The sequence below is a fragment of the Hanstruepera sp. CR43 genome (genome assembly GCF_055227665.1).
This window is the reverse complement of record NZ_CP200078.1, coordinates 2935182-2961082: the sequence shown is the minus strand read 5'-3', so window position 1 is coordinate 2961082 and position 25901 is coordinate 2935182. Positions and strand designations below refer to the sequence as shown.

25 protein-coding genes are annotated in these 25901 nt (G+C 33.4%); 8 read left to right on the top strand and 17 right to left on the bottom strand.

Going from position 1 to position 25901, the window contains the following annotated elements; translation table 11 throughout:
* Position 1 precedes the first annotated feature (1 nt).
* The 6 genes from ACKXGU_RS13575 to ACKXGU_RS13550 are packed head-to-tail and all read left to right on the top strand — an operon-like array spanning position 2 to position 6335.
* Entirely contained in the window at positions 2-673 is a 672-nt protein-coding gene (locus tag ACKXGU_RS13575; RefSeq protein WP_463467438.1) for a YggS family pyridoxal phosphate-dependent enzyme, read from the top strand.
* Between the two features lie 22 nt (positions 674-695).
* Complete coding sequence (locus ACKXGU_RS13570; protein WP_463465810.1) at positions 696-2060, top strand: exonuclease domain-containing protein; 1365 nt, start codon at positions 696-698, stop codon at positions 2058-2060.
* Positions 2061-2062: 2 nt separating this feature from the next.
* Positions 2063-4021, top strand: a complete 1959-nt coding sequence (locus ACKXGU_RS13565; RefSeq protein WP_463465809.1) for a hypothetical protein — start codon at positions 2063-2065, stop codon at positions 4019-4021.
* 25 nt (positions 4022-4046) lie between these two features.
* Entirely contained in the window at positions 4047-4922 is an 876-nt protein-coding gene (locus tag ACKXGU_RS13560; protein ID WP_463465808.1) for an ion transporter, read from the top strand.
* Positions 4864-5826: a tRNA (adenosine(37)-N6)-dimethylallyltransferase MiaA gene (gene miaA / locus ACKXGU_RS13555; protein WP_463467437.1), complete on the top strand. Its 963-nt coding sequence runs from the start codon at positions 4864-4866 to the stop codon at positions 5824-5826. Before ACKXGU_RS13560 ends, miaA begins: the two co-directional genes overlap by 59 nt.
* Entirely contained in the window at positions 5823-6335 is a 513-nt protein-coding gene (locus ACKXGU_RS13550) for a YybH family protein (protein ID WP_463465807.1), read from the top strand. Before miaA ends, ACKXGU_RS13550 begins: the two co-directional genes overlap by 4 nt.
* Before the next feature lie 54 nt (positions 6336-6389).
* Here ACKXGU_RS13550 and ACKXGU_RS13545 read toward each other — a convergent pair whose 3' ends face one another.
* The 17 genes from ACKXGU_RS13545 to ACKXGU_RS13465 form a co-directional block, all read right to left on the bottom strand.
* Positions 6390-7100 (bottom strand): response regulator transcription factor, encoded by a 711-nt coding sequence (locus tag ACKXGU_RS13545; protein ID WP_463465806.1) that lies wholly within the window; start codon positions 7098-7100, stop codon positions 6390-6392.
* A gap of 3 nt (positions 7101-7103) precedes the next feature.
* A complete protein-coding gene (locus ACKXGU_RS13540; RefSeq protein WP_463465805.1) occupies positions 7104-8678 on the bottom strand; it encodes a sensor histidine kinase in 1575 nt (524 codons plus the stop codon).
* An 80-nt stretch (positions 8679-8758) separates the two neighbouring features.
* On the bottom strand, positions 8759-9343 hold the full coding sequence (gene coaE / locus ACKXGU_RS13535) for a dephospho-CoA kinase (protein ID WP_463465804.1): 585 nt from the start codon (positions 9341-9343) through the stop codon (positions 8759-8761).
* Entirely contained in the window at positions 9340-10236 is an 897-nt protein-coding gene (locus ACKXGU_RS13530; protein WP_463465803.1) for a CdaR family protein, read from the bottom strand. Before ACKXGU_RS13530 ends, coaE begins: the two co-directional genes overlap by 4 nt.
* 62 nt (positions 10237-10298) lie before the next feature.
* Entirely contained in the window at positions 10299-11306 is a 1008-nt protein-coding gene (locus tag ACKXGU_RS13525) for a glycosyltransferase family 2 protein (protein ID WP_463465802.1), read from the bottom strand.
* A 72-nt stretch (positions 11307-11378) separates the two neighbouring features.
* Positions 11379-12506 carry a T9SS type A sorting domain-containing protein gene (locus tag ACKXGU_RS13520; RefSeq protein WP_463465801.1) on the bottom strand — a complete coding sequence of 376 codons (1128 nt, stop codon included), beginning with the start codon at positions 12504-12506 and terminating at the stop codon, positions 11379-11381.
* Complete coding sequence (locus tag ACKXGU_RS13515; RefSeq protein ID WP_463465800.1) at positions 12487-13125, bottom strand: hypothetical protein; 639 nt, start codon at positions 13123-13125, stop codon at positions 12487-12489. The genes ACKXGU_RS13520 and ACKXGU_RS13515 overlap by 20 nt, the downstream gene beginning before the upstream one ends.
* 132 nt (positions 13126-13257) lie before the next feature.
* Positions 13258-14979 (bottom strand): FG-GAP-like repeat-containing protein, encoded by a 1722-nt coding sequence (locus tag ACKXGU_RS13510; protein WP_463465799.1) that lies wholly within the window; start codon positions 14977-14979, stop codon positions 13258-13260.
* 5 nt (positions 14980-14984) lie between these two features.
* Positions 14985-16709 (bottom strand): FG-GAP-like repeat-containing protein, encoded by a 1725-nt coding sequence (locus ACKXGU_RS13505; protein ID WP_463465798.1) that lies wholly within the window; start codon positions 16707-16709, stop codon positions 14985-14987.
* Positions 16710-16825: 116 nt separating this feature from the next.
* Positions 16826-17638 (bottom strand): enoyl-ACP reductase FabI, encoded by an 813-nt coding sequence (locus ACKXGU_RS13500; RefSeq protein WP_463465797.1) that lies wholly within the window; start codon positions 17636-17638, stop codon positions 16826-16828.
* Between the two features lie 43 nt (positions 17639-17681).
* The gene (gene recN, locus ACKXGU_RS13495) at positions 17682-19334 is read right to left on the bottom strand and encodes a DNA repair protein RecN (RefSeq protein ID WP_463465796.1); all 1653 of its coding nucleotides are present in this window, start codon (positions 19332-19334) and stop codon (positions 17682-17684) included.
* Positions 19335-19369: 35 nt separating this feature from the next.
* Positions 19370-20260 (bottom strand): type IX secretion system protein PorD, encoded by an 891-nt coding sequence (porD, locus tag ACKXGU_RS13490; protein WP_463465795.1) that lies wholly within the window; start codon positions 20258-20260, stop codon positions 19370-19372.
* On the bottom strand, positions 20253-21464 hold the full coding sequence (gene coaBC / locus ACKXGU_RS13485; RefSeq protein WP_463465794.1) for a bifunctional phosphopantothenoylcysteine decarboxylase/phosphopantothenate--cysteine ligase CoaBC: 1212 nt from the start codon (positions 21462-21464) through the stop codon (positions 20253-20255). The genes porD and coaBC overlap by 8 nt, the downstream gene beginning before the upstream one ends.
* A 9-nt stretch (positions 21465-21473) precedes the next feature.
* Entirely contained in the window at positions 21474-21800 is a 327-nt protein-coding gene (locus ACKXGU_RS13480) for a DNA-directed RNA polymerase subunit omega (protein ID WP_463465793.1), read from the bottom strand.
* A gap of 10 nt (positions 21801-21810) precedes the next feature.
* Positions 21811-22623, bottom strand: coding sequence for an outer membrane protein assembly factor BamD (locus tag ACKXGU_RS13475; RefSeq protein WP_463465792.1), 813 nt, complete (start codon positions 22621-22623; stop codon positions 21811-21813).
* Between the two features lie 108 nt (positions 22624-22731).
* Positions 22732-23619 (bottom strand): 4-hydroxy-tetrahydrodipicolinate synthase, encoded by an 888-nt coding sequence (gene dapA, locus ACKXGU_RS13470; protein ID WP_463465791.1) that lies wholly within the window; start codon positions 23617-23619, stop codon positions 22732-22734.
* Positions 23612-24139, bottom strand: coding sequence for a DUF6913 domain-containing protein (locus ACKXGU_RS13465; RefSeq protein WP_463465790.1), 528 nt, complete (start codon positions 24137-24139; stop codon positions 23612-23614). The genes dapA and ACKXGU_RS13465 overlap by 8 nt, the downstream gene beginning before the upstream one ends.
* Positions 24140-24209: 70 nt before the next feature.
* Between ACKXGU_RS13465 and ACKXGU_RS13460 the strand changes: the two genes are divergently transcribed.
* Both ACKXGU_RS13460 and ACKXGU_RS13455 read left to right on the top strand, forming a co-directional pair.
* Positions 24210-24971: a 5'-nucleotidase C-terminal domain-containing protein gene (locus ACKXGU_RS13460; protein WP_463465789.1), complete on the top strand. Its 762-nt coding sequence runs from the start codon at positions 24210-24212 to the stop codon at positions 24969-24971.
* A 4-nt stretch (positions 24972-24975) separates the two neighbouring features.
* Positions 24976-25893: a bifunctional metallophosphatase/5'-nucleotidase gene (locus ACKXGU_RS13455; protein ID WP_463465788.1), complete on the top strand. Its 918-nt coding sequence runs from the start codon at positions 24976-24978 to the stop codon at positions 25891-25893.
* Positions 25894-25901: the final 8 nt, after the last annotated feature.

The window sequence follows — 25901 nt, the reverse complement described above, 5'->3', positions numbered from 1 at the left end:
TATGTCTATTTCAGAAAATCTTAAAAAAATAAAAAGCAAACTACCTAAAGATGTTACTCTCGTTGCAGTTTCCAAGACAAAGCCTATTGACTCAATTATGGAAGCTTATAATGCTGGTCAACGTGTTTTTGGTGAAAATAAGATTCAAGAAATGGTTGAAAAACATGAACACATGCCTAAAGATATTGAATGGCATATGATTGGTCATGTTCAGCGGAATAAGGTAAAATATATGGCACCTTTTGTGAGTTTAATTCACGGTGTTGAAAACTTTAAGGTCCTGAAAGAGATAGACAAACAAGCCAAAAAAAGCAACCGTGTCATTGACTGTCTATTGCAAATAAAAATTGCTGAAGAAGATTCCAAATTTGGAATGACTCCATTGGATGCCAAAACAATTTTAGAATCTAATGAACTCAAGGAACTGAACCATATCAACATTGTCGGTGTTATGGGAATGGCTACCTTTACTGAAGACACGAATCAAATTGAAAAGGAGTTCAAAACCTTAAAAACCATTTTTGAAGAACTAAAAAACATCCAATCTAAAAACTGCCATTTAAAGACTGTTTCAATGGGCATGAGTGGCGATTATGATTTAGCCATATCTTGTGGTAGCACTATGGTTAGAATAGGAAGCAGTATTTTTGGAGAACGGAATTATTCACACTAAAACACATCAATAGAATCACTTTTTGTACGCAATATTAGACATAGAAACCACTGGAGGCAAATACAATGAAGAAGGTATCACTGAAATTGCAATCTACAAATTTGACGGCCATAAAGTGGTGGATCAATTTATCAGCTTAGTTAACCCAGAACGCGAAATACAGCCATTTGTGGTCAACCTAACAGGTATAAACAGCAATATGTTGCGTACTGCTCCAAAATTTTACGAAATAGCCAAACGCATAGTCGAAATTACTGACGATTGTATACTAGTTGCCCATAATGCTCAATTTGACTATCGGATTTTAAGAACTGAATTTAAACGTTTAGGTTTTGGATTCAAACGCAAAACATTGTGTACAGTTGAATTGGCAAAAAAACTCATTCCTGGTCAGGATTCTTATAGTTTGGGTAAACTGGCAAGATCCCTTGGCATTCCAGTAAGTGACAGACATAGAGCTAATGGAGATGCGGTGGCCACAGTAAAACTTTTTAAAATGTTGCTTTCAAAAGATTTAGAAAGATTTATTGTTCAGGATGCTATTCGTGTAGAGCCCAAGTATCAAATGGAACCTAATCTCAAGCAAATCATCAATGAATTGCCCAACGAAACTGGAGTCTATTATATTCACAACGAAAACGGTGATGTTATTTACATTGGTAAAAGTAAAAATATCAAAAGTAGAATCAGTCAGCATTTTACAAATACCAGTCCTAAATCCAAAAAATTACAGCGTCAAGTATCGAGTATAACCTATGAAAAAACAGGTAGTGAATTGGTTGCGCTATTGAAAGAAAGCGAAGAGATAAAACGTATCAAACCATTATTTAACAGAGCTTTACGCCGAAGCTTGTTTACCCATGCCCTATATAGTTTTCAGGATGACCAAGGTTACATCAATCTTAAAATTGACAAAGCCGATGGTAGAAAAAAACCTATTACCACATTCTCAAATAGACAAAGTGCCAAAAGCTTTTTATTTAAAGCTGTAGATGATTTTAATCTTTGTCAAAAACTTGTGGGCCTTTACCCAACTAAAAAAAGCTGCTTCAATTACAATATTGATTTGTGCCTAGGTGCCTGCATCCAAGAAGAACATAGTGAAGCCTACAATTCTCGTGTATTGGCTTTAATTTCAAAAAATAGTTATGATAAACAAAATATGGTTGTAATTGATCGAGGTCGTGACATTGAAGAACGTTGTGCCATTTTAATTGAAAATGGTATTTTTAAAGGGCTAGGTTATTTTGATTTAAATTATCAGATAACTAATATTGAAGTGCTACGTACCATCATTACTCCTATGCAAAACAATCGCGATGCCCAACATATTATCCAAAGCTACTTAAGACGTAACAAAAAGCTAAAAATCATTCAATTGAATTAATTATGAAAGTATTTTACTTATTTATCTTCCTGATTTTAGGACTATCCAATTATGCTCAAGACAGTTTTAATTCAGAAAATTTCATTGTCACAAGAGATGATTTAGAATTAAGTAATTTTTCAAAAGATTCAACTGCAAATGCTTTAGTTATATATGAATATGGGAATAGCTTCATAGATAATGCTTCTTTTGATCTTAAATTTGAATTCAAACAAAAACTTAAGATTTTAAATAGAAATGGTTTTAAAAAAGCAACCATAAGCATTTATCTTTACAACAATGATAAATCAAAAGAAAAAATTTCAAATATTCGCGCCATAACACAAAATTTAGTCAATGGCGAAATTCAAAAAACATCATTAACTGAAGATCAGATATTTACAGAACGCTATAATGATAATTATACATTGGTTAAGTTTACGATGCCAAATATCAAAGAAGGTTCTGTAATAACTTATGGGTACTCTATAGAATCTCCATTTATTTATAAGTTTAAAGCTTGGGAGTTTCAAGATGATATCCCAAAATTACATAGTGAATACCATACGAGTATACCAGCAATTTACGATTACAATATCAAGTTGGTGGGTCCGCTTTCCCTATCTACTAATGACGCCTATAAAAAAGACAGGTGTATTGAAGGAGGCAATGGAACCTATGCAGACTGTGCAAATTCTGTATACATCATGAAGGACATACCAGCATTCATCGAAGAAGATTACATGACCACTCGAGAAAACTACTTATCAAGAATTGATTATGAATTACGAACAGTAAATAAGTTTGATGGAACTGTAGATCATATCTCAAAAACTTGGGATGCGGTGGATAAAGAATTGAAAACCGAACAAAGCATTGGACGACAGCTTAAAAAAAATGTTTCTTCGGATGTAGATCTTCCTAGTGAAATTGCAAATGAAAATAATCCGTTAATACGAGCTGAAGCTATATACAAGTTTGTACAAGATAATTTTAAATGGAATGAACGCTACAGCATTTACAATGAATCATCAGTTAAAGATTTAGTGCGTGAAAAATCTGGAAATGTAGCAGAAATCAATATCCTCTTGCACAATCTTTTAAACGAAAACAATATAGAGGTATACCCAATATTATTATCTACAAGAAATAATGGTTTACCAACAAAAATATACCCAGTAATATCTGACTTTAATTATTTAATCGTTCAAGCAAAAATAAATAATAAAATATATCATTTGGATGCTACCGATCCATACTTAAGTTTTGGAATGTTGCCATTTAGAGCTCTAAACCAATATGGAAGGAAATTAGATTTTAAAAATGGGAGTGAATGGGTAGATATTAAACCTAGTAAAAGTTCCACAATCTCTAGAAAGGTTGAACTAGAAGTCGATTCTGGAGGGTCTATTTCTGGCATACTGAATGCAAATATTACCGGTTATCATGCTCTTTCCAAAAAAGAAGCCTATGCTGATAATCCTGATAATTATTATAAATCTATAAAAGACAATTATCCCGAATTAGATATCTTTAATCATGAAGTGGAGCAAAAAGAAAAAACTAGTTTCAATTTTGTTGAGACTGTGGGATTCGAGTTTTCTGCAGAAGATTTAGGAGGTGTCATTTATTTAGATCCTTTTGTATTCAAGTTTTTCAAAGAGAACCCATTCAAACTCCAAGAAAGAACCTATCCAATAGATTTTGGATACAAAGACTCTTTCTTATACAATTTAACGGTGCATGTTGATGAAAGCTACGAGATAGTTGAAGTTCCAAAACCTCTTAATGCTAAACTACCTAATAATTCAGGAGAGTTAATTTTTAAGGTTTTAAAAGACGGCAACATAGTTCGAATTTATTATAAAATTGATTTTGATAAGGAAATATATGAGCGTGAATACTATCGTTATTTAAAAAAGTTTATGGATCAAATTGTTAACTCTGAAAATAATTCACTCATAGTCATTAAGAAAAAATAAATTATCTTTAGTATCATATCGGTTTATGACAGAAAGAAAACTAAAAAATTGGAAAGATCAACTTCATGAAATTATTTATGAGGCCGACACACCTGCCGGAAAATTATTTGATGTTGTTCTTCTCATAGCTATTTTAGCGAGTATTTTATTGGTCATGCTGGAAAGTGTTAAAAGCATTGATGCCAAATACCATACATTTCTTAATATTTCTGAATGGGTTATCACTATTCTGTTTACCATCGAATACGTATTACGAATCATTACCGTTAAAAAACCCATAAAATATATCACCAGTTTTTATGGGGTTATAGATTTACTTTCAACCATTCCAAAATATTTATCACTCATATTTGCAGGAACTCATGCATTGATTGCATTACGGGCATTACGATTATTACGAGTTTTCAGAATTCTAAAGTTAGCGCGTTATTTAGGGGCTTCAAACCATTTAGCTTCAGCTATAAAGGCCAGTCGTGCTAAAATTTCTGTTTTTTTGTTTGCCGTATTGATTGCAGCTGTCATATTTGGAACCATTATGTATCTAGTTGAAGGTGAAGAGAGTGGTTTTACCAATATCCCGAAAAGTGTGTATTGGTGTATTGTAACCTTAACAACGGTTGGCTTTGGAGATATTGCGCCAGTAACGCCATTGGGACAATTTATTGCAACCATTATTATGATTCTTGGTTATGGTATTATTGCTGTACCAACAGGCATTGTTTCCGCGGAATATACCAAGAAAGCCAATGATGATTTAAACTCAGGACCAATACCACCACATCCCAATGAACCCATAGTTCACTTAAACTCACAATGCTGCGCAAATTGTTTAAATGAACAACATGTTGATGGTGCTGAATATTGTTTTAAATGTGGTTGTAAATTACACCATGACAAATAAAACACTTATTTCAATTGTTGGTCCCACAGCAATAGGCAAAACATCCTTAAGTATTGCTTTAGCAAAACACTTTAAAACGGAAATTATTTCTGCAGATTCACGTCAATTCTTTAAAGAAATGCAAATTGGAACTGCAGCACCAACTCCCGATGAACTTCAGGAAGCACCACATCATTTCATACACCACAAATCCATAACGGAAGATTATAATGTGGGATCATTTGAGACAGATGCCTTAACTAAATTGGAAGAGCTCTTTAAAAAACACGATGTTATCATCATGGTTGGTGGTTCAGGACTTTATGTGGATGCCGTTACGAAAGGGCTTGATGATTTTCCAAAAGTAGATTCAACCATAAGAAAATCATTAACTGAAACTTTTAATGAGGATGGTTTATTACCGCTGCAAAAACAACTTGAGGTGTTGGACCCCAAAACATATAAAATAATTGCCATTGATAATCCACATCGTGTGATGCGCGCTCTGGAGATTTGTATTGGTACTGGCAAACCCTATTCATCATTTATCAATAAAAGTAAAAGCAATAGGCCATTCCAAACCATAAGTATTGGTTTAACAGCTGATCGTAAAGTTATTTACGACCGAATTAATCAACGAGTCGATAACATGATGAAAGATGGGTTATTAGATGAAGTAAAAAGTTTATATCAACATAGAAATTTAAATAGTTTAAATACCGTTGGCTATAAAGAGTTGTTTAATTATTTGGACAATGAATGGTCTTTGGAATTTGCTATTTCCGAAATTAAGAAAAACACTAGACGCTTCGCTAAAAGACAGCTGACTTGGTTTAGAAAAGATGAAACCATTGAATGGTTTGACTTTGAATATAAATTAAATACTGTTATTGATTATATTGATAGAAAATTAATTTCATCATGAGAAAACTAAAATTATTCATTTTAATCTGTGTTTTTGGAATTTCATTTAGCTATTCCCAAAACGAAGAAACTCTGAAAGCTATAGATAATCAAATTTGGAAACCATTCACTATCGCATTTGAAACCCATAATTACAGTCTTTTTGGCAAGTTACATACTGACGATCTAGTGCGAATAAGTGGTGATGGCAAACGCGTTCAAGGTAAAGAAACTTACATTGCCGGATACAAAGAAAGATGGAATAACAGTTCGAGTAAACAAACTATTTCTTTCCGGTTTTTAGAACGATTGCACGATGATAATGCCGCTTCGGAAAGAGGCATTTATAAATTATCCTTGAATCCCAACACCGAACAAGAGCAAAATTATTATGGTAAATTTCATGTGATATTAAGACAAGTAAATGGTGTTTGGAAAATTGCCGTTGACTATGATTCATCGGAAGGCAATAGTATTGACCAAGATTCCTACAATAAAGCCTTTGGCATTGATGACTATGACAAGTATTAAAAAAACCCAGCAATGCTGGGTTTTTAATTATAATTAAAAGAAACTTATTGAATTCTATTCTTCATTGTTAATGACTAGCCTAAACCCTTCTCCATGAATATTTAGAATTTCAACTTTTGGATCCAGTTTTAAATACTTTCGTAATTTGGCAATATAAACATCCATACTTCTTGATGTGAAATAGTTATCATCCCTCCAGATCTTCGTCAAAGCTAATTCCCGTGGCATCAAATCGTTTTCATGCAATGCCAAAAGGCGTAACAATTCATTTTCTTTGGGAGACAGTTTAATTTGCTCGCCTCCATTATAAGTCAAGAAGCGAAGTTTCGAGTTTAGATCAAAGTCCCCAATTTTAAATTGGAACTGCTTACTATCTGCAACCGTTTCGGTAGCCTTACGCTGCATGATAGCTTTTATTTTCATTAGTAGTACTTCACTATCAAAAGGTTTATTTAAATAATCATCAGCACCTACTTTATAACCTTTTAAAACATCTTCTTTCATAGCTTTAGCGGTTAAAAAGACTATAGGCACTTCGGTGTTTTTTTCCCTGATTTCTTTCGCAAGCGTAAAACCATCTTTATAAGGCATCATGACGTCCAAAATACAAAGATCAAAATCATCTTTTTTGAACTTCTCAAAACCTTCCATGCCATTTTTGGCATGGGTTACTTCATAGTCGTTCATGATTAAATAATCCTTTAAAATGGTTCCGAAATTCGGGTCGTCTTCTACTAATAAAATTTTCTTTTGTACGTCACTCATAACTTATGATATTAATGGAAGTTTTATAATAAAGGTACTTCCTTTTTCTTTTTCACTTTCTACAGATATGTGCCCTTGGTGATCGTCAACTATACGTTTGACGTATGCTAATCCAAGCCCATGTCCTTTTACATTATGTATATTACCTGTGTGCTCTCTGTAAAACTTTTCAAACACACGTTTTTGGGCAGCTTTACTCATACCACTACCCTGATCTTTTATTTTTAAAATGATGTTTGTACCTACATTTTCAGTGTAAACATCAATTTTAGGAGCATCTGGAGAATACTTAATGGCATTATCCAGAATATTAACGATTACATTAGTAAAATGTGATTCATTTGCTAAAATCGATGATTTATCTGCTTCCAAATGGGTTTTAATAAATCCCTTTCTGTCCTCAACAATAAGCTCCACATGTGTAATGGCATCTTCAATTAAGTCATGCAATTTTACACGGTCTTTACTAATGTTTAATTCATTTTTTTCAAGTTTAGATATTCTCAATACATTTTCTACCTGGGCATGCATACGCTTGTTCTCATCCTTAATCATTTGAAGATATCTCATAACCCGCTCTTTGTCCTCAATAACTTTAGGATTCTTTATAGCATCCAATGCCAAGTTAATGGTTGCAATGGGCGTTTTAAACTCATGCGTCATATTATTGATAAAATCAGTCTTAATTTCCGAAATTTTACGTTGCTTGAATAATTGCAATAACGCACTCGAGTATGCAATGATAATAATAGAGGTGAATATGATGGACAACAATGTCATTCTGATTATAGAAGACTGCACAAACTTATTTCTCTTGGGGAAGTTCACTAACAATCTGTAATCATTTTTACTTATCTCACTAGTAAAAACCGGAATACTGAATGTAGATGCCTTTTGTAATTCAAAATTGTCACTTTGTACTTTTGTTGCTAAATCATTACTATAAATAGCAAACTCATAATTTAAATCAATCCCATCTTCTTCTAATTTTTCACTCAACAATCTTGATATTTCCTTTTCATCAACACGCTTGTGGATTGGAATTCTGCTAGCAAATAGTTTGAAGGATTCGTCGAAACTTATTCTTTCAGCCTCTGTTAACCGTCCAGACTTCATAATACTGGAAATAGGGTTTATATTTATTTCGTTATCAAGTGAAGGCTGATTACTAAAAATTTTAGTTTCCGAACTGTTAAGAATACGCTTAATGTTTAAACTATCTAAACCTATGTCAAAGAGCGATGAAGATAACTTATAGTTTTCTTCTAGTATACCACTACGGGTAATGAGCGTTTCATTGGTTTCGTTGTTTTGTTGGAAAATAAATAATTGAGAAATGGCTACTGTATCAGCTTGTTTTTTTTGATCAACTAAACTTTGATACTTTTTATAATAACCATCTAATTCATCTTCTTCAATTTGTCGAACCGTATAACTTAATGCCTTTTTTACATTAAAGTCAAATTGCTCTTCTTCGTTTTCAATGGAATTGTTAATATAATATGCCTGAACAAAAATAATTCCGACCAGCGACAAACTCATTAACAACACCAATATGATGAATAACCTTTTGCTCATCGCTCAAAATTAACATTTTAACATTTAGATGTCTTAGCATTTAACCTTACATTAACAAAAATGTTAAAAAAATAGTGTAATTAATTGATTATCAGTAGTTTTTCGTGAGTATCCATTACTTGCTGACGCATTTTATCTAAATCAACATTCTCTATTATAAAATCAGCTTTGGTCATTTTTTTAGCATCACTTAACTGATTGTTCATAATAGCTTGGACCTTTTTTGCTGTAGTATGATCGCGTTCCATAACCCGCTTAATTCTCAAATCTATTGGAGCTGTTACCAAAATTATGAAGTCACAGTTTTTGTAACCATTTGTCTCAAACAAAATAGCTGATTCCTTCAAAACATATGGGCCTTTTTGCTTTTTTACCCACCTATTAAAATGTTGTCTAACTTTAGGGTGAACAATACCATTCATTTTTTCAAGTAATGATTTATCATGAAATATTTTATCAGCTATGAATGGTCTGTTGAGTACATTATCAGCATAGGTTAGTTCACCAAATAAATCAATCAATTTGCGTTTAATCACTTTAGATCTGTTCATCAAGGCTTTAGCCTCATCATCAGCTATATAAACAGCAATTCCCAGCTCATTAAATACTTTTGCGACCGTAGTCTTACCGCTTCCAATACCTCCTGTTAAACCTACTATTTTCATTCAGTAATAATATAATCTATTTGCTGCTGACCAACTCTAACATTTTTAACTGTTTTAGGGCTTTTCACCACTATGGGGCGTAAAAATGGCTGACTATCTGAAAGGTCAGCAAAATTGCATTCAACTTTAAAATCATCTCTGCTGACATTATTAAAGTTTTGTAAACTCGTGTAGTATGAAACATTGACAAACTTGGGAAAATACTTAATGTTTAAACTATCGGGTACATTCATGACTTGAACAGGAATTTTAAGATTGCCTTCAGTAAATTTACCAACTTGCGCAGTCACATTGGTATAAGTATCTGAAAATTTCAATTCTTCTTTTGATTCAGGTAACTTGAGACTGATTTTAACCTGAATATCTTTTTTTATATCTTTTAATAAAATGGTATCTGTTTGAATACTGCTTATTTCTGAAATGAGCATTTCAGGACCAATTATCCTGATTGAATCAGGCTGTAATTTAAAAGACTCGATTAAATCATATCCCAAACTAAAATTTAGTTTGTGGTTGACAATTATGGGTACCTTTTTAGTAGCATTAATATCATATTTAAACTTTAACGTGTCAGGATTGATATTAGTCACTTCAACGTTTTTATCAAATTGTGCAATGATGTCAGAATAACCTACTGAACTATTCCAAATATAACAAGTATCATTTTTCACAATGTTTTTAGAAAAATCAATGTCAATTACTGGATTGCCGACGTAATACTTTAATAAATTGAATCCTTGAGTCTTCAGGCTTACATTTAGAACACGATCATTATCAAAAAGTACATATTCTTCTGGAACATTACGTTTATTAATATGAAATGCAATTGTATTCGTGTATGACCTAGATAGTTTAGTTAACAAAAGAATACCAAAAGAAATCGATAAGAACAAAATGAAAATATTTATTTTCTTGTTCTTTATTGAAGATATAATTTTCGATTTCAGACTTTTAATCATGCCTTAAAAAATAATTCTGGAAAATGTTCTTTTGGATCTTTCTTCAAAACATTGATTGCAAAAACAGATTCAATAAATCCAAAACCATACCCCATAAATTGTAGCAAAACAGCTATAATAGCATAGCATGCAACCAATATACTTTTTGTTTTCCATAAGGATACCAAAAAAACGAGAGTGACATAAAACCCATATACCAATATTGGCCAAAACCAATTATAAAATACTAATAAAATAATGGAAATCAATAATCCAAAAACAAATAAAAATGGGATCCAATAGGTTACCCTTTTCGTTTCTGGATGCCAAAGGTTGAGTATGGGTCTAACTTTACCGAATTTATTGACTTGGGTATAAAATTTGCCCCATGAAATGCGTCTTTTATGATAAACAAAAGCTTCCGGTATAAGTTTCGTTTTAAAATTCAATTTCCAAAGGCGAATAGATAAGTCAGGATCCTCTCCCGGGTGAATGTTGCCAAAACCATTAGTCGCTAAAAAGGCCTCTTTAGAAATCCCCATATTAAAACTCCGAGGTTGAAATTTATCGATACTACGTTTACCACCCCTTATTCCTCCTGTTGTTAAAAAAGAGGTCATCGCAAAATTGATGGCTTTCTGTAAAATGGAAAATGAATCCTTTGCAGCATCAGGCCCACCGTAACAATCAACAAATTCCGATTGCAGACTTTTATTAACTTCAAACAAATAATTTTTGGGTAAAATACAATCGGAGTCCAAAATTATAAAGTAATTGCCCGAGGCATGTTTCATGCCAAAATTCCTTGAATCTCCTGGCCCAGAATTTGGCTTAACAAGGTATACAATGTTTAAGGTGCTTTTGAAAGAATTTACGACTTCAACAGAAGGTTCGGTAGAACCATCCTCAACAATAATAATCTCAAAAGAATCAGTAAACTCAAGGTTAGCAAAGCTTTCCAATAATTCTTTAATTTCATTGGGGCGATTAAAGACCGGAATAATGAATGAATACTCTAGCTGCATATAACAAATGTAACTAAACCCATAAAAAAAGCCACTCAATATGAGTGGCTTTTTAATTATTATAACGAATTATTAGTTTCTTATAATTCTGATGGTTTCAGTTTGATTTTCAACTGTTACTTTCACAAAATAAGCACCCGACTTTAATGCAGACATGTCTACATTACTTTCAATAGCATTAGGCACATTGTTTATCACAGTTTGCCCAAGCATATTATAAACAGATACATTTTGAATATTCTTTTGAGCCTTGATAGTCAAATTATTACTTACTGGATTTGGGAAATATGTGAATAATTCCTGGCTATTAGCTTGGAAATCTTCAGTAGATAACGTAGCGTCCATAATAATAATATTGAATGTCCCTTCAGTTCTAAAGTTTCCTTCTCTGGCAGCAATACCATCACTCCAAACTCTAACGTAGTAAGTATTACCTGAAGTTAGACCTGTAACATTTACTGTTTCACCTCCATTGCCACTAGAACAAGCTATAGAATCAGCATCCAATTGGTTACAGTCTGGATAAACAGCCACACTAGCTTGATCAGAAGCTCCAGTAATAGTTGTCATAATACCTACATCACCATCAGCAGGAGCAACAAACGAATACCAAACATCTGATTTAAATGTAAATCCTTCACAAGTTGTATCATCGGTAGCACCAGTAGAATCATCAGTAGCACCTGCAGTTGTACCAGATGCTTGAACATCTAGAGTAAGAGCTTCAGCATTGGCACATAAATCATTTGCTGGTGCAGGAATATTTTCAGCACAAGTTACTGTCATATCAAAAGTACCATTAGATGTGTTCCAGCCTTCTATCATGATATAATAAGTGGTAGTTCCATCAGAAGAAAACGTTCCATACGATCTAGTTCCCATGGTACAGATATCTGAATCATCATTAAATAAAATTTGAGTAGTAGCTGGACAATCTGTATAAACTCTTATGGTAGTATCGTAAGCAGAGGCACATAAATCTAGGGTAACATCTTCAGCTACACCTGAACCTGTATAGGAGAACCAAACATCATTAGCAGCATTACCACCACTATCGGTTGCTCCTGCAGTAGATCCAGTATAATTGCCATCACAAGCTACAGCTATCGCTCCATCACATTCATCATTAGATGGTGGACAAGAATCTATTAATACGCCAGAACTAATATCACAATCAGTATCATCTCCAACAATTGACACAGAGACTGATGTTCCAAGCTGGGAATGGTCCAACAGAATACGTATTAATACCCATATCAACAGCAACGACATTAGCGTCAAAACTGTTCGTAATGGACAATGCACCATTACTACCCAAATCCGTCACATCAACATCAATTGTAAATTGGTTATTCGCACAATCATCAACAACAGCAACTGTTCCAGCTGGAGGCACGCATCCTAAAAAGGCAAGTTCCCAATCAAATGGTCCAAAGCTCCATCTGTCAGTCCATTGAATGTAGTAAGTAGTGCCATTAGTAACCGCATATTCTAAATATGAAGCCCAAGCATTACCATCACCTAAATCGCATTGATCATCATTATCAATTAAACCTGGACCTGCACAATCATCATATAACACGACATGTGTATCATCTCCACCGCCACAAGAACTCAATATTAGGGTTCCATCACCTGGTGCTGTAAAAGAAAACCAAGCAAAATCGTCTTCGTTATCACCGGGATTATTATCCGTAATAGTTGTACCTGTAAACGTTCCAGCCGTAACTGGAACAGCACTGGCACAATCTACTCCGCCATTTTGGGAAAACCCAAAACTAAAAGTTAAAAAAGTAAATAATAATGTAATTTTTTTCATGTTGAAAATAGTTTAAGTTAAGTTAATGCTTAAAAGTATTGAATAATTTATACTCAAAAAACTTGGCTTGTAGTTAATCGAAAAAAAAAGATATTTTTTCGATTAAATGCGTTTATTGTCGACAAAATGCATTTATGCTTTAATTATACGTTTTATAAAATAATTGCCTTGGCTATATATTTTTAAAACATAAACACCTATAGAAAGGTTAGAAATGTTCATTTTGAATTGACTTGAATTCAAACTAATTTTCCTCATTAAACTGCCAGTCATATCAAACAAATGGATTTCATTAATTGTTTGTGAGCTATTAATCTCTAAAAATTCAAAAACTGGATTTTTCACGAATAAACTCGTGTTTGCAATAAATTCGTGCGCACCTAATGGATTTGATCCTTCGGTAATAGTTAATAATTGATTAGCTGGAACATTTTCAATATAATCAACCATACCGCTCAACCAAGTTACTTTTACATAATCTACCAAAACATTGGATCCCAATCCAAAAAATTCAGTATTCGAATTTTGTGCCAAATACCCTTCACCACACAACGTGTAACGATAGTATTTTTCACCATTAATTGATATTTCAATCCTTGAGCCTATTCCATCTCGGTTACTTACAACACCTTCTAAATCGATTTTCAACCAATTATTTTCAAAAGCGGTTAAATTTTTCCATAAAAAGGGCTCTTGATTGTTTGAGTTATTTACAACTATATCTGGAAATCCATCATTATCAATATCTCCAATAGCATTCGAAAAACTATTACCTGTATCATTTTCAAAACCAATGCCAGAAGGAATGCTAAACGTGTCATCTCCATTATTCATATAAAATGCCGACGGTAAATAGCTACCAATTGTTCCATCTAGCTCACCACTGACATATAAATCTAAATCCGTGTCATTATCTGCGTCCAAAAAAACGGCTCCCCAACCAACACTATTAAAGGTAGTACCTGTTGAAGCTGCAACATCTTCAAAAGTTTCATCACCGTTATTTTTTAACAATACATTTCCGGATGGTGTATTCGTTACATAGATATCAAACCAACCATCATTATTATAATCACCAATAGTTGCCGTCATGGCATCTATATAGACATCCGTATTCGAAGCTATTGAGATATCAGAAAACGTACCATCGCCATTATTTTTGTATAATATATTTGGTATGTAATCCTTATCATTTATAACATATATGTCTTGCAAACCATCATTATTCATATCAAAAAAGGCCGAACAAAACGTAAAATTATTGGTATTAGCGATACCAGCTATTTCACTAACATCTTGAAATGTGTTATCACCATTATTTTTATACAACTTGTTTGGAGCAAAAACCCCTTCACCTCTATTACAAATAAAAACATCTAAAAAACCATCGTTGTTATAATCTCCCCAAGAAGCACTAAACGATTCTAAATTTCCTAACGGTAAACCTGAAATAGCCGTTACATCGGTGAAGCTTCCGTTACTTTCATTTAGAAACAGCTTATTGCCATTTGAAGTATTACTTACCGTATACAAATCTTTATCGCCATCATTATCAATGTCCACCCAAAAAACACTTTTTGTTTGATAACGCAAATTTGGAAGATTCCAATTGCTCTCAACAAACTGGCCATTATCATTCTCAAAAAATTTAATTGGTATATCCTGACCAGATGCGAAACTCAAATCATCCCATCCATCATTATTAAAATCAACAAAAGAAACGCCATTTCCAGCATAAGTCACACCCAAATGAACATTATCCAGCCCCAAAACACCAGCCTCATTAGAAAATGAAATTTGAGAACTAACTTGCCAATTAACGAGCACCAATATGAAAATCCATACTCTTAACATAATATTTAATTCTTAATAATCTTTTTTGAAACTAATGTATTACCAAGTTGAACCTTTAAAATATAGACTCCCGAAGATAAATGGCCTATGTTCACCACTCCCTCTGATGTATTTGGTTTACTGGCATAAACACGGCTGCCAAATTGATTAAATATTTGAATAGTTGACACCTTGGATTTAGAATTAAACTCAAGTAAATCTTCTGTTGGAATAGGAAAAACAATAAAATCATTTTGAAAAACCTCTTCTGTTACAGACAAAGGATAAGATCCTTCCAATATATTTAATATTTGATTGGCAGTAACATTTTCTATATAATCTATTACACCGCTCAACCAAGTTACTTTGATGTAATCTACCTGCACATTTGTACCCAATCCAAAAAATTCAGAATTTGAATTTTGAGAAATATAACCTTCTCCACATAAAGTATAGCGATATTGTTTTTCTCCATTTATTGATATTTCAATTCTAGACCCAATACCATCCCTGTTACTAATAACCCCTTCTAAATTGACCTTTAACCAGTTGTTATTATGTTCAGCCAGGTTTTTCCACAAAAAAATATTTTCGTTATTTGAATTATTGACAATAATCTCTGGATATCCATCATTATCGACATCGCCAATGGCATTTGAATGACTAATGCCTGTATCATCAACAAATCCAGAATTGGGAGTAGAAAAAGTTCCATCTCCATCGTTCGTATAAAATTGAGCTGAAAGTAATGTTGGAATAGATCCATCCATGGAACTACTGACATACATATCTTGATCCATATCGTTATCAGCATCTAAAAAAACAGCACCCCAGGCAAAACTGTGAAAATCAGTCCCTGTTTGCTCCGTAATATTGGAAAAGGTATTATCGCCATTGTTCCTAAAAAAAGCGTTACCTCCAATGGGTGTATTGGTAACATAAATGTCAAACCAACCGTCATTATTATAGTCACCAATGGTTGTAGACATTGCGTCAATTAAAACACCTGTTCCTGAAGATTCGCTTACATCAGTAAACGTTCCATCTCCATTGTTTTTGTATAAAAAGTTTTGGTTAATGTATTTATCACTAGAAATATAAATGTCTTGCAATCCATCATTATTAAAATCAAAAAATGCAGAACAAAAGGACATATGACTTTCGTCATCAAATCCAGCAGCGTCTGTCACATTAGTAAACGTTCCATCTCCATTGTTTTCATAAAAATAGTTTTGTTGTTCATCAGTCTCACTTCTATTGCTTAAAAAAACATCTAAAAAACTGTCATTGTTATAATCTCCCCAAGAAGCACCATAAGTTTCAATTCTTTCTGTTGGCAGGCCTGATATCATTGTAACATCAATGAAGCTTGAATCTCCAAGATTCATATATAAATTGTTACCAAAACTATCAGAAGTTACAAACAAATCCTTATCACCATCATTATCATAATCAACCCAACAAATCTGTTTATGTTGTTTGACATTATCAATTCCTTGTAAATTCTCTTGTACAAAAACTCCATTAACATTTTTATAGAATTTAATAGGTCTTCCGCTTTCAGTAGCAATTGTAATATCATCAAACCCATCGCTATTATAATCACAAAATGAAATACCATTACCTAAATATGTTGTTCCAGAAGTGGAATCGGAATTTAGTTCTGATGCTATGTTAACAAAATTTACTTGAGCGGCAACACAATAAGTCCAAAGCATTACCATAAAAGAAACATATTTCGATATTTTCATGTAAGAAGCACCTTTAATTACGTTCAGAAATTAAATTTACTATTAAAAAAAACTTTTTACAAAATAAAAAGAGAAGCTATTTGCTTCTCTTTCAAAATTTTATTTTATGAGTTCAACTACTTTGTAAATGTTTCCATAACTGCATCGCTAACTCCCATATTACTAAAGCCACCATCATGGAATAAGTTCTGAAGGGTAACCTTACGTGTCAAATCACTAAACAATGTTACGGTATAATTAGCACAATCCAATGCCGTAGCATTACCAAGAGGCGACATTTTTTCGGCATAGGAAATAAAACCATCAAATCCTTTTACACCGCTACCGGCTGTAGTTAGTGTTGGGGATTGTGATATGGTATTAACCCTTACTTTTTTATCACGACCAAAGAAATAACCAAAACTACGCGCTATACTTTCCAATAGAGCTTTGTTGTCTGCCATATCATTATAATCTGGAAACACTCTTTGTGCCGCCATATAGGTTAGGGCTACAATACTACCCCAATCATTCATAGCATCCTTTTTATAAAGAGTCTGCATAACTTTGTGAAATGACGTGGCTGAAACATCGGTTCCTTTTTGAGTCCAATCATAGTTTTGATCTGTGTAATGATTTCCCTTTCTAACATTTATAGACATACCTATGGAATGCAGTACAAAGTCAATTTTACCTCCTAATATTTGCATAGCCTGTTCAACAAGATTCTCTAAATCTTCAATTGACGTTGCATCTGCTGGAATGACTTTAGAACCTGTTTTTTCAGCCAAAGCATTAATTTGGCCCATTCTCATGGCGACAGGCGCGTTGGTCAATACAAATTTACCACCTTCTTCGTGAACACGTTCAGCTGTTTTCCAAGCAATTGAATTTTCATCTAATGCTCCAAAAATAATTCCTTTCTTCCCTTTTAATAAATTATGTGACATATTGTTGAATTGTTGGTTCGTTATTTTCTTTTCAAAGATAGTATTAATTCAATAATTGTTTGGCATGGGCTATGGCCGAATTTGATATTTTTTCACCACCCAACATTTGGGCAATTTCTACAATGCGTGCATCAAAATCCAATTTAGTCAAACTTGTTTGGGTAACCTGATCAACATCTTCCTTGTAGACTTTAAAATGTGTATGGCCTTTAGCAGCAATCTGTGGAAGATGAGTAATGGTAAACACTTGCATCGTATTACTCATTTGCAACATGATGTCACCCATTTTATTGGAGATTTCACCGGATACACCTGAATCGATTTCATCAAAAACAATAGATGGCAATTGCACGTAATTTGACAAAATAAGCTTGATAGCCAACATAATTCGGGACAGCTCACCTCCAGATGCCGCTTTTTTCAGGTCATTAAAATTTCCCCCTTTATTGGCTTTAAACTGAAATTGCAGATTGTCTTTTCCATTGTAATGAAAATTATCTGACAAAATCAATTGAATATTAAATTGGGCATTGGGCATTCCCAGTTGATTCAAAATCTTTTCTAGTTCTTCCGAAAGTTTAGGAATGGCCAATTTACGATTATTATGAATTTCATTTGAGATAGCATTCAAAGCCTCTAAAGAACTCTTAACTTCTTGTTCTTTGTTAACTATATCTGTATCAATATTTTCAGCGGCCAAGACTTTTTCAGAAAGTTCATCACGAATTTCAATCAAATCTGTAGTGGTCTCAACATGATGTTTTTTAAGCAAATTGGAAAGCAAGTCGATTCTGTTACCAATTCCCTCAATTTGTGTAGTATCCAAGTCCAAATGATCTTGAAGTGTATTCATCTCATCATATAGATCATTCAATTCAATAATTGAACTGTTTACCCTGTTAAATAAATCATCATACTTTGAGGCATATTTAGACAATCTTTGAAGATTGTTTTTTAATTGCGTCAAATTACCAATAGCACCTATTTGTTCATCATTCAATAAGTAATCAGCGCTTTCAAAAGTTTGTTTAATTTCCTCCAAATTATTCAGGGTCTCATACTGCTCCTCGAGTTCTTCAAGTTCACCAGCCTTTAAATGGGCCTCCAGAAGTTCATTTAGTAAAAACGTATTATAATCTTGCTCCTTTAAAGCTTCCGATTGAAACTTTAACAAGGCATCATATGCTTTCTGAAGTGATTTATATTGAACCAATGCCTTTTTATAGTTATCTAAACTATTCCCATTCTTTGCCAATGCATCAATAACACGAAATTGAAAATCATCATCTACCAATTGTATGGTTTCGTGTTGTGAATGGATATCAATCAAATGATTTCCCAGAGTTTGCAAGCCACTTAAGTTAACAGGTGAATCATTAACAAATGCTCGAGATTTTCCTGAAGGCAAAATTTCTCTTCTAATAATGGTTTGTGGTTCATAATCAAAATCCAACTGGTTAAATAAGTCTTCCAGTTGGTAATTCGTAACATCAAAAACTGCTTCTATGATGCATTTTTCATCACCCTTTTTTAATGCACTCAAATCGGCTCTTTTACCTAAAATCAAGGATAATCCTCCTAAAAGAATAGACTTTCCGGCGCCAGTTTCTCCAGTAATAATCGTTAGTCCTTGATTAAAATCAACCTGAAGACTATCAATTAAAGCATAATTCTTTATGGAAAGAGACGTTAGCAAGTTCTTTAAATTTTAAGGTTACGAAATAACGAAAACTAATACTTAATGTTACGCCATTTACTGGAATACATTGGCGCCACACGATTTAGTGTTGCAACAAGTTCAGTGATTGGTACACTGGGCCCATCAGAGAATATTTGTTCAATCTCATCACCCTTAGCATCAAAAAATGTTCTCAATAAAAACGAATTGGGTCTGCGCCTGTTCATGGTATTAAACGCTTCTAATGCATTAGCAATGGCTTCTTTTCCCCTTTTTGGGTCTTCATTCATAATATCCAAACCATTTCTATGGTAATCATATAAAACTGAACGATACTCTTTAAAAGTTGGAGATAATAAATTATCAATTAAAGCAAACCTAGTTTGTAAACCATCTTCCAATTTCCAACCTCTTGCATTTTCCTGTTGGGAATAGTTGACTATGGTTTGGGCCTGTTTCAAATACTCTTGACCTCCATCAGGGGCAAATGAATCGGCATCTAAACCTAAAACCATGTAAACATGAAATGCTATGACAGATATTAAGTTGGATTCAAACTGATTTTCATTATACAATAAGTTTTGAAATTCAACATATCGAAATGTAAAATCCTTGTCATTAACATTGTAAATGGGTGTTGAATAGGTAGAACCATATACTGGTCTGGATGACTGAACTTGAATAGAAGCTTTAAATGTGTCACTATTATCATATTCCGTGATGTTGATAAAAATTCCACATTCAATACGCTCTTGAGGTGCATATTCCTTATCTGTCCATTTGGTTGAATTTACAAACTCGCGTAACTGTGTTTGAAGGGTTTTAAAAATCTGAAAATTTTCATTTCCTGTAAATTGAGCATTGACTATAACATTGCAATTTAATTCCTGACTTTTAGCCGAAAATGACAAAAAGAACAATAAAACTATTATAAATCTATTCATGAAGTTGTTTTAAAATTTCAACAAAAATGTCCTTGGCCACTTGCTCTTTGGATTTCAAATCAAATGATGTCATATTTTCATTATCATCTATTAAGGTCACTTTGTTTGTGTCTGATTTAAATCCGGCACCCTTGTCATTCAACGAATTTAACACAATTAAGTTTAAATTCTTCTTTTTTAATTTGGCTTTTGCATTTTCAACTTCATTATCTGTTTCCAATGCGAAGCCCACTAAAAATTGATTTTTCTTGACAGCTCCTAAAGAAGCCAGGATATCTTTTGTTTTTTCTAATTCTAAAGATAACGAATTTTCCGTCTTCTTTATTTTCTTGTCGGCAACTACTTTTGGCCTATAATCCGCAACAGCCGCTGCCATAATAGCAATGTCACAATTTTCAAACACTTTTTGGGAAGCCAAAAACATCTCTTGTGCAGAGGTAACAGGAACCACTTCAACAAGACTATGGTTTATTTTTTGATTAGTGGGTCCTGAAATCAAATGTACTTCGGCGCCTAAATTGGCTGCCTGTAAGGCTATTTCAAATCCCATCTTCCCACTTGAATGATTACCAATGAATCTTACTGGATCAATTGCCTCATAGGTTGGTCCTGCAGTAATCAAAACTTTTTTGCCACGAAGCGGTAATTTATTTAGGATATCCTTTTCAATAAATCGAACGATATCTTCTGGTTCAGCCATTCGTCCTTCCCCAACTAAACCACTAGCTAATTCACCACTAGTAGCCGGAATGATAATGTTACTATAACGCTTTAAAATATCCAATGATCGTAAAGTAGATGGATGCTTATACATATCCAAATCCATTGCAGGTGCAAAATAAACTGGACATTTTGCCGATAAATAAGTGGCCAGTAAAAGATTATCACAAACACCGTTGCCCATTTTGGCCAATGTATTGGCCGTTGCGGGCGCAACGAGCATGAAGTCAGCCCATAATCCCAAATCCACATGGTTATTCCAGACAGCATTATCATCCTCTTCATTGATAAAGGATGAATGAACTGGATTCTTTGAAAGTGTTGATAATGTTAGAGGTGTAACAAAGTCTTTTGAGGCAGGTGTCATCACCACCTTAACGTTAGCTCCGGCTTTAATAAAAAGCCTGACCAAACTAGCCGTTTTATAAGCGGCTATACCAGCACTTATGCCTAATAGTATATTTTTGCCGCTTAATATTGACATATAATGTTATTACTGCGTATCTTCTTCGGTGTTTCTGTGATAGATTTTACCATCCAACCACTCCTGAACCGCCAAAGCATGAGGTTTTGGTAATTTTTCGTAGAATTTAGAAACTTCTATTTGTTCCTTATTTTCAAAAATTTCTTCAAGGCTATCATTGTAAGTTGCAAACTCCTCCAACTTTTCAATCAATTCCTTTTTTATTTCTGAATTTATCTGTTCTGCTCTTCTTGAAATAATCGAGATAGCCTCGTAAATATTTTCAGTTGGCTCATCAACCTTGTTTCTGTTATAGGTTGTTGTATTAACCGGAGCATTAATCTTTTTTAAATCCATCTTGTAAATATTAGCTTTTAGTACTGAAATTTTTAAGTTCATTTTCAATGTCTTCGTTCATTTTATTGGCCTCTTCAATAAATTCAGAATTGGCATACGAAGTCTTGAAATTGTTATAATATGTTTGCGCGTTCTTTAATCGCTCATGCTTTTTATAATAAACACTGTTCATGGCCAACTTATAGGCTGAATCAAACTTTATAAAAAGCGCTTCTTCTCTAAAAACAGACCCTGGAAAATCAAAGATAAAATTATCCATAGCCTTAATTGGCGCATTATAATCATTGGTATATCCAGCAACGGTATTGTATTGTTTGGCTATTTCAAAGGCTTTTTTCTCCAGTTTATAATCCAATTCCTTGACTAGTTTGTTAGCTTCAGCCAAGTATTCGGATTCTGGATATAAATTTATAAACGATTGCAATTTATCAACAGCTTCTTTGGTTTCATGTTGTTCTTTCGTGTAAACTGGAGACAACATATAAGCACTTTTTGCGCTCAAAAAAGCGGCTTCTTCCAATTTTTCACTATCAGGATAAGAGGCCACAAAACGCTCAAACTGATAGCTTGCCAAATACCACTCCTCCATCTCATAGTAAGCTTTGGCATGAAGATATGTTAACTTTTCTGCCTGGGGCTTACCTCTGTAATTTGGAATGATCTGCTCAAACAACTTATTGGCTTTAGCATATTTACCTTTGTTAAACTGCTTTTCGCCTTCTGTAAATTTAACACCAATATCAGTTCCTTTAAGGGCTTTTTGGTATTCACTACAAGAACTTAAAAGCAAGCAAGTTATAAATATGTAAAAGAGTTTTTTCATAGTTTTTAAACAGAATGCAAAATTACGTTAATAATGTGTAATTAAAAAATATTTTTATGTTGCTAAAATAACAGTTGACTTACAGTATTTATTGGGTTTAAGTTTAATTTAACTTTTACTGTAATTTGATATAAATTCCTTTATTTTATTTTTCAAGTCATTTGTTGATTGAACCAATGGTAATCTAACTGTTGCGTCACATAATGTCATAGCTTCCAGAACAGCTTTTATTCCAGCTGGATTATTTTCTGAAAATATCAAACTGGTTATTTCCATGAGTTTAAAATGCAGTTCATAAGCTTCTCTGGCTTGACCATTCAACCCTAAATGAATCATTCTTGTAAAATCTGCTGGAAAGGCCTGTCCTAAAACAGAAATAACTCCAGAACCACCTGCTAATGTCACTGGTAAAGCCAAGTCATCATCGCCAGATATTATCATAAAATCTTTTGGCTTGTCTTTTAGAAGCCATAAGTATTGTGACATATTATTTCCTGCTTCTTTAACAGCTATGATATTCTCAAAATCCCGCGCTAGTCGAAGTGTCGTTTGGGGTAACATATTTGAGGATGTCCTTCCGGGTACATTGTACATAATAATTGGTACTGGGACAACAGCAGATATAGCTTTATAATGCTGATAAATACCTTCTTGTGTTGGCTTACTGTAATAAGGCGAAACAGATAAAATAGCATCAATACCGGTAAAATCGGTGTTTTTGATTTCATCAATGACTTGATGGGTATTATTTCCACCAATACCCAAAACCAGAGGCACTCGACTACTATTAGCCTCTTTTATGGTTTTAATTATCGCTTGTTTTTCGGTTTTGGTAATAGTGACGCTTTCTCCTGTTGTACCAGAGATAACAATGTAATCCATACCATTTTCAACATTATAGTTAACAATATTGGTCAATGATTCATGATCTACACTCAAATCATTTTTAAATGGTGTTACTATTGCAATACCGACACCTTCAAATTTTTTATTCATTTTTTAACTTATTAAATACTTTTAAATACTTTTTTAATTCTCTCTTAAATGCCGAAAAATCCTTAATACCTGTATTAACAATCAAGTCATTCAATCGTTCATCTTCTTGAAAAATTCCTGCTTTAAATTTTGCTTTTGACAATGCTGTAAGCAATTTCAATTCTAGTAAATCTTTGGTGTAAAAGCTTACCAGCAAATCAAATTCAGTTTCCAAAAACTCTTCCAGTTCAATGTTTTTGATTTTACCATGCCAACCAATATCCTTTGGATTAAAGCACACATTCCATGAAAAAAGATTCTCTTTCTTATTTTCAGTAAAAGCAATAATTTTTAATTTATTGGGTCTAACATTTAAATCATCAGCTAAAGTTTTAAATACTTCAAAATCATTAACCTCATCACCATTAAATAAGACACCGATACTTTTAACAATACTGTTTTCGCTACTAGCACCTGGTGAATGTAACAGAGAGTTAAGCTTTTTTTTAATAGATTTTTCTTTAAAACCCTTTAAAATCATTATATCTTTATGCTTTGGACAAAGGTAGTAAAAGTACCTTGATAAGCAGATTAATTTTTAGCGCTAGAACATGTTTAAAAAATACGCCTATTTATGCCTCTTGATAATTTTTCTGTACAGTTGTAAACATGACACCTGGAAGTTAAACAGTATTGAGGGCAAACAAATCAGTATTACCGATACTTTAAAAACGGATGTTGCCATAGACTCATTTATACAACCTTACAGAACACATTTGAATAAAAATCTGGATAGTGTGATATCATATGCGGTTGATACCTATTCGAAGAGCGATGGTGAATTAAATACCGCTATTGGCAATCTATTTGCTGATGTTATTTACGAGCAAACCAATCCTGTTTTTTACTCGAGGACTGGCAAGAATATTGATATGGTTTTAGTTAACCATGGAGGCATCAGAGCCATCATATCCAAAGGTAATATCACTATGAGGACAGCTTATGAAATCATGCCTTTTGAAAACAGTATTGTTGTCGTGGCCATGAAGGGTGATAAAGTTCAAGAACTGGTATCCTATCTATTAAAAGCCAAACGCGCCCATCCTATTTCTAAACTACAGATTAAGGTTGATGCAGATTTTAATTTGATTGATGCTAATATAAATGGTGCAGCTATCGATCCAGAGAAAACTTATTATGTGGCTACAAATGATTACTTATACAATGGTGGTGACCGAATGACATTCTTTCAACCAAATGACAGTCTTTATGTTATGGATTATAAGATTCGTAATGCCTTGCTTGATTATTTTTTAAAAACAGACACCATCAATCCCAAAATTGATGATCGCTTCATGAAGCTAAAAAATTAATACTATGAAAAGAAGAGATTTTATCAAGCAAACTTCTGCAAGTGCAGCACTAGTAAGCCTAGGCAGTTCTGGATTGACTTCTTGTATTCAAACTGAAAAGCATAAAAAAATCACCATCCTACACACAAATGATGTTCATAGTCATATTGATCCGTTTGGTCCTGAAGACGGCAAAAACCCAAACAAAGGCGGTGTTGCCAGAAGAGCTAGCCTAATTGATAGTATTCGGTTGGAAAATCCGAATACCTTGCTATTGGATGCTGGCGATATTTTTCAGGGCACTCCCTACTTCAATTATTATGGTGGCGAGTTAGAGTTTAAGCTCATGAGTAAATTAAAATATGATGCAGCCACCATAGGCAATCATGACTTTGACAATGGTATCGATGGTCTTTTTGCGCAATTACCGCATGCTAAATTTGATTTTCTTTCAGCTAACTATGACTTTACAAATACCATAATGGACGGACATGTTAAGCCATATAAGGTTTTTATCAAGGATGGTATAAAAATCGGTGTTTTTGGACTAGGCATTCAATTACAGGGTTTAGTGAACGAAAAATTATACAAAGAAACGGTTTACCTGAATCCGCTTGAAATATCTCAGGACATGTCCAGAATTTTGAAAGAGGACGAAAAATGTGATTTAATTATTTGCTTATCCCATGTAGGATATGACTACGATGGCAATCCAGATATTATAAGTGATTTAATAATTGCCAAAAACTCGAAGAATATAGACTTAATAATTGGTGGACACACGCACACGTTTCTTCCTGAACCAACTATTGTCACCAATAGCATTGGAGACAAGGTTTTGGTAAACCAGGTAGGTTGTTATGGCATCAATTTGGGTAGAATTGATTTTTATCTGGACAACAACAAAAATAAAACAGCCGAAGGCGTATCCATCACTGTTTAGTTACGATA